The organism is Streptomyces sp. 7R007 (genome assembly GCF_054850255.1).
In genome coordinates this window covers 1-5,501 of the sequence record NZ_JBTWMV010000119.1, presented here as the reverse complement: position 1 = coordinate 5,501, position 5,501 = coordinate 1, and the positions used below count along the sequence as shown (strand labels likewise).

5 protein-coding genes are annotated in these 5,501 nt (G+C 72.5%); 1 reads left to right on the top strand and 4 read right to left on the bottom strand.

Annotated features, from left to right (window positions below):
- Both ACYF6T_RS44190 and ACYF6T_RS44185 read right to left on the bottom strand, forming a co-directional pair.
- Window positions 1-213, bottom strand: a 213-nt coding sequence (locus ACYF6T_RS44190) for a maltotransferase domain-containing protein (protein ID WP_461703645.1), incomplete at its 3' end; no start/stop codon positions are given.
- Between the two features lie 214 nt (window positions 214-427).
- Entirely contained in the window at window positions 428-1,630 is a 1,203-nt protein-coding gene (locus ACYF6T_RS44185; RefSeq protein WP_461703644.1) for a S8 family peptidase, read from the bottom strand.
- 259 nt (window positions 1,631-1,889) lie between these two features.
- Here ACYF6T_RS44185 and ACYF6T_RS44180 point away from each other — a divergent pair, with 259 nt between their 5' ends.
- The gene (locus ACYF6T_RS44180; RefSeq protein ID WP_461703642.1) at window positions 1,890-4,508 is read left to right on the top strand and encodes a glycosyltransferase family 1 protein; all 2,619 of its coding nucleotides are present in this window, start codon (window positions 1,890-1,892) and stop codon (window positions 4,506-4,508) included.
- A 60-nt stretch (window positions 4,509-4,568) separates the two neighbouring features.
- On the opposite strand, the gene ACYF6T_RS44175 is transcribed toward ACYF6T_RS44180, so the two are convergent.
- The gene (locus ACYF6T_RS44175; RefSeq protein WP_461703641.1) at window positions 4,569-5,090 is read right to left on the bottom strand and encodes a DUF1990 domain-containing protein; all 522 of its coding nucleotides are present in this window, start codon (window positions 5,088-5,090) and stop codon (window positions 4,569-4,571) included.
- Between the two features lie 65 nt (window positions 5,091-5,155).
- A partial coding sequence (locus tag ACYF6T_RS44170; RefSeq protein WP_461703640.1) for a M4 family metallopeptidase occupies window positions 5,156-5,501 on the bottom strand: 346 nt, incomplete at its 5' end.

Below are 5,501 nucleotides of genomic sequence, written 5' to 3'. Positions count from 1 at the left end.
CGAGATCTCGAACGACTCGCCGGTGACCGCCTTGGCGGGCCGGCGGCCGTGGTGGACGACCGGACGGACGTCGAGGATGGGGATGCGCCCGATGCCGGCGGCGTCGCCTGCGGAGGGTGGCTCCGGGACCGGCGGTGCCGTGTCGGCGGGGATCGGGGGCGCTGCGTCGGTGCTGCGCGTCGGGGGTGGTGACGAGTGGTGCGTGGCGGGCATGACCGCTCCTGTCCGCGTCAACGTGGGTGGGCGGATGACTGTGGGGAGGTGGGTCCTGCGTATGGTCCCTGTGGTGTTCCTGAGGGTCGTACCGGAGGAGCCTTCCCACCCTATGCGAGTGGGCAATCCGGCACTTTGTTAACTACTCACGCGTCTGTCGGCGCACAAGACCGGCCTCGCTCCACGGGAACGAGGCCGGAATGTGAACACAGTGCTACGGCGACGGCACTCGCAGTAGTTTGTCCGGTGAGCCGGGCCCCCGGCCGGAAACCTTGCCGGAAACGGCCAGTCCGACGAGCGCGCGGGCGACCTGGGCCGGCGTGGCCCTCGGGTGGCCGGCCAGGTAAAGAGCTGCTGTTCCCGTCACGTGCGGGGTCGCCATCGAGGTACCGGAGAAGGTGGCCCTGCCGGTGTCGCTCGTGTACGACGCCGAGGTGATCGACACGCCCGGGGCGAACAGGTCCAGGGCGGGGCCGAAGTCCGAGAAGCCCGCCCGCGCGTCCGTCCGGTCGGTCGCGCCGACCGTGAGGGCCTGCCGCACGTCCGCCGGCGAGGACGGGCCGGCCGGCAGCCCGTCGTTGCCCGCCGCCACGGCGTACGTCACGCCGGAGGCGATCGAGGTGCGCACGGCCGCGTCCAGCTGGGCGTTGTGGGTGCCGCCCAGGCTGAGGTTGGCGACGGCCGGCTTGCGCGCGTGCCGGGTCACCCAGTCGATACCGGCGATGACCTGCGCCGTCGTACCGGACCCGGAGTCGTCCAGGACTCGCACGGCGACCACCTTGGCCTGTTTGGCGACGCCGTAGGCGCGGCCGGCGACGGTGCCGGCGACATGGGTGCCGTGGCCGTTGCCGTCGGCGGCCGTCCGGTCGCCGTCGACGAAGTCCCAGCCGTAACTCGCCCGTCCGCCGAAGTCCCGGTGGGTGATCCGGACGCCGGTGTCGATCACGTACGCCGTCACCCCGGCGCCCGCCGACCGCGGCCAGCGGTAGCTCCCGTCCAGCGGCAGGTCCGGCTGGTCGATGCGGTCCAGGCCCCAGGACGGCGGGTTCTTCTGGGTGCGGTCCAGGCTCACGCGGGTGTCCTGGACGACCGAGGCGACCCGCGGGTCGGCCGCGAGGAGGCGGGCCTGTCTTTCGTTCGCCGTGATCGCGTAGCCGTTGAGGACCGTGCCGTAGGTATGGCTGATTCTCGCCCCGTACACCGCGGCGACGGCCTGTCCGGCCGCCGACGGGGCCCGTGTTCCCCCCTTGAGCGTCACCAGGTAGCTGCCGCTGACGGAACCGGGTCGTCCGGCGCCGAGTATCCGCCCGGGTGGTGCGGCGTGCGCGGGCAGGGTGCCGGCCGACAGGGCGACGGCACAGGTCGCCGCGGTGAGGCCGGCTGCCCGGCGCAGACGCCGGATGCGCGTCCGTGCCATGGTCGAGTTCCCCTCCCTTGACTCCACTTGGCAGCCTCTCGTGCGGTGTGAAGCCCCACAAGGGCGCCCATGGGGGCGGAATCGGCCATGTCCGCCATGGGGGACGCGCGAAGGTTGCGCCGCTTTTCGGACGGTCCGCCGCTGTACGGTGGCGTACGACGTCCCGTGGTTACGGAGCCCCTCGGCCCGATACCGTCGAAGTCGACGATGGGACCCACACCGTCGTGGGTCCTCTTCCGCACGCCTGACGAGGTGGCAAGTGAAGGCTATCCGTCGTTTTACCGTCCGACCCGTTCTGCCCGAACCCCTTTTGCCGCTCAGCGACCTGGCGCGCAACCTGCGCTGGTCCTGGCACGCGGAGACGCGTGACCTCTTCCAGTCCGTCGACCCCGAGCGCTGGGCGGCCTCGGACGGCGATCCCGTACGGCTGCTGGGCAGTGTGCCGCCCGCGCGGCTTGCGGAGCTGGCCGAGGACCGCCGGTTCCTGCGCCGGCTGACCGCCGTCGCCGACGATCTGAACGACTATGTGACCGGTGAGCGCTGGTACCAGACCCAGTCCGGTGAACTGCCCGCCGCCATCGCCTATTTCTCTCCCGAGTTCGGCGTCACCGCCGCCCTGCCCCAGTACTCCGGCGGCCTCGGCATCCTGGCCGGCGACCATCTGAAGGCGGCCAGCGACCTCGGCGTGCCCCTGATCGGCGTCGGACTGCTCTACCGCCACGGCTACTTCCGCCAGAGCCTGTCCCGGGACGGCTGGCAGCAGGAGCACTATCCCGTCCTCGACCCCAACGAACTGCCCGTGGCCCTGCTGAAGGAGCCCGACGGCACCCCCGCCCAGGTCTCCCTCGCCCTGCCCGGCGGCCGGCAGCTGCACGCCCGGATCTGGCTGGCCCAGGTGGGCCGGGTGCCGCTGCTGATGCTGGACTCCGACGTCGAGGAGAACGACCTCGGCGAGCGCGGGGTGACCGACCGGCTCTACGGCGGCGGCAGCGAGCACCGCCTGCTCCAGGAGATGCTGCTCGGCATAGGGGGTGTCCGGGCCGTACGGACGTACTGCCGGCTGACCGGCCACCCCGCACCCGAGGTCTTCCACACCAACGAGGGCCACGCCGGCTTCCTCGGCCTCGAACGCATCGCCGAACTCTGCGCCGAGGGGCTGGACTTCGACTCGGCCCTCGAAGCCGTCCGGGCCGGCACCGTCTTCACCACCCACACCCCGGTCCCGGCCGGCATCGACCGCTTCGACCGCGAGCTCGTCGCCCACCACTTCGGCCCCGACGCCGAACTCCCGCGCATCGACCTGCAACGCGTCCTGCAGCTCGGCATGGAGACCTACCCCGGCGGCGAACCCAACCTCTTCAACATGGCCGTGATGGGCCTGCGCCTGGGCCAGCGCGCCAACGGCGTCTCGCTGTTGCACGGGCACGTCAGCCGCGAGATGTTCTCCGGCCTGTGGCCCGGGTTCGATGCCGACGAGGTGCCGATCACCTCCGTCACCAACGGCGTCCACGCGCCCACCTGGGTGGCCCCCGAGGTCTTCCGCCTCGGCGCCCGGCAGATCGGCGCCCAGCGCACCGAGGACGCGCTGACCGTCGGCGGCTCGGACCGCTGGGACGCGGTGGCGGACATCCCCGACCAGGACATCTGGGAGCTGCGCCGCAGCCTGCGCGAGCAGCTGGTGGACGAGGTGCGGCGGCGGCTGCGCGCCTCCTGGCGGCAACGCGGGGCGGGCACGGCCGAGTTGGGCTGGATCGACGGCGTGCTGGACCCGGACGTGCTGACCATCGGGTTCGCGCGGCGGGTCCCCTCGTACAAGCGCCTGACGCTGATGCTGCGCGACCGCGACCGTCTGATGGACCTCCTGCTGCACCCCGAGCGGCCCGTCCAGATCGTCGTCGCCGGCAAGGCGCACCCCGCCGACGACGGCGGCAAGCGGCTGGTCCAGGAGCTGGTCCGGTTCGCCGACGACCCGCGCGTGCGCCACCGCATCGTGTTCCTGCCCGACTACGGCATGGCGATGGCCCAGAAGCTCTACCCCGGCTGCGACATCTGGCTGAACAACCCCCTGCGCCCGCTGGAGGCGTGCGGGACCAGCGGCATGAAGGCGGCGCTGAACGGCTGCCTGAACCTCTCGGTGCTGGACGGCTGGTGGGACGAGTGGTTCCAGCCGGACTTCGGCTGGGCGATCCCCACGGCGGACGGCGCTGGCACGGACCCGGACCGCCGCGACGACATAGAGGCGGCGGCGCTGTACGACCTCCTGGAGCAGCGGGTGGCGCCCCGCTTCTACGAGCGCGGCCAGCACGGCCTGCCCGACCGCTGGATCGAGATGGTCCGCCAGACCCTCTCCCTGCTCGGCCCGAAGGTGCTGGCCGGCCGCATGGTCCGCGAGTACGTCGAGCGCCTCTACACACCGGCCGCGCACGCGCACCGCGCGATGACCGCGGACGCGGCGCGCGAACTGGCGGCGTGGAAGGGGCGGGTGCGGGCCGCCTGGCACGGCGTGACGGTGGACCACGTGGAGACCTCGGCGGCCACACCCACCGCGGAGCTGGGCACCACCCTCAGCCTCCGCGTCCGGGTCCGCCTCGGCGACCTCGGCCCCGACGACGTCGAGGTCCAGGCCGTCTCCGGCCGCGTCGACCCGGAGGACCGCCTCACGGACGCGACGACGGTCCCCCTGAAGCCGTCGGGCGGCCCCGACCAGGAGGGCCACTGGTGCTACGAGGGCCCCCTGTCCCTCGACCGCACGGGCCCCTACGGCTACACGGTCCGCATCCTGCCGTCCCACCGCCTGCTCGCCTCCAGCGCGGAACTGGGCCTGGTGGCGGTGCCGTCGGAGGAGATGGGAGAGGGGGCGGGGGTACTGATGCGCTGAGAGCGACCTGGGCAAGGGGGGCGTGCGCCGAGGTCAGCCGCGCCCTCCTCGCCGCGCCGGTCACCACCGCGGGGCGTCGGGGGCGCACAGGCTCCGCAGGACCTTGCCGCAGCGGCGGGCGTAGGCGTGCTGGAGGCCGCGCGTCGCCGCTCCGCCCGCCCTCGCGTACCACTTCGCCGGGCGGCTGAAGGCGGAGACCGTGAGCCAGACCGTGCCGTCGCCGGTGCGTTCCACGACGAAGGACTCCTCGCCGCATTCGGGGTGGCCGGTCAGGGTGCCGTAGGCCCAGCCCGCGCGGCGGGGTTCCTCGACCGTCCAGACCACGCGGCAGGGGGCCTTGATGAGGCCCGCGAGGGTGACCGTGACGTCCACGTCGGGGGCCGCCCGGTCCCCGGACGCCTCGATGCCGACGCCCAGCGCACGGTGCATCTCCCAGGAGAGGACCGCCTCCGAGGCACGGCGGAAGACCTTCTCGCCCTCGCCGATGCGCGTGCGGACGTGCAGGGCGTGGAAGCCCTGGGGGCAGAAGCCCGCGCGACGGGTCGCGCCGACGTCCTCGTATGTGAAGTCCCTCCCAGACATGGGACCCAAGCGTAGGGCGGCACCCGGAATGCCTTCCTCCCGGGTGCCGCCCAAAGCACCTGACCCTAGCTGACGTTGACCGCGCTCCAGGCGGCCGCCACCGCGTTGTACTCGGTGCTGCCGGAGCCGTACAGCGCCGCCGCCGCGCTCAGCGTGCCGGTGCGGGCCGACTTGTAGGTGGTCGTCGACGTGAAGTACGTCGTCAGCGCCTTGTACCAGATCTGCAGCGCCTTGGCGCGGCCGATGCCGGTGACCGTGGAGCCGTTGTACGTGGGCGAGTTGTACGTCACCCCGTTGATCGTCTTCGAACCGCTGCCCTCGCTCAGGAGGTAGAAGAAGTGGTTCGCGACGCCCGACGAGTAGTGGACGTCCAGGTTGCCCACCGACGAGGACCAGTAGTCGGCGCTGCCG

Bases quoted from the DNA above. Each gene is read 5' to 3' on its own strand.
- ACYF6T_RS44185 (WP_461703644.1), bottom strand. From the start codon at position 1,630: ATGGCACGGACGCGCATCCGGCGTCTGCGCCGGGCAGCCGGCCTCACC.
- ACYF6T_RS44175 (WP_461703641.1), bottom strand. From the start codon at position 5,090: ATGTCTGGGAGGGACTTCACATACGAGGACGTCGGCGCGACCCGTCGC.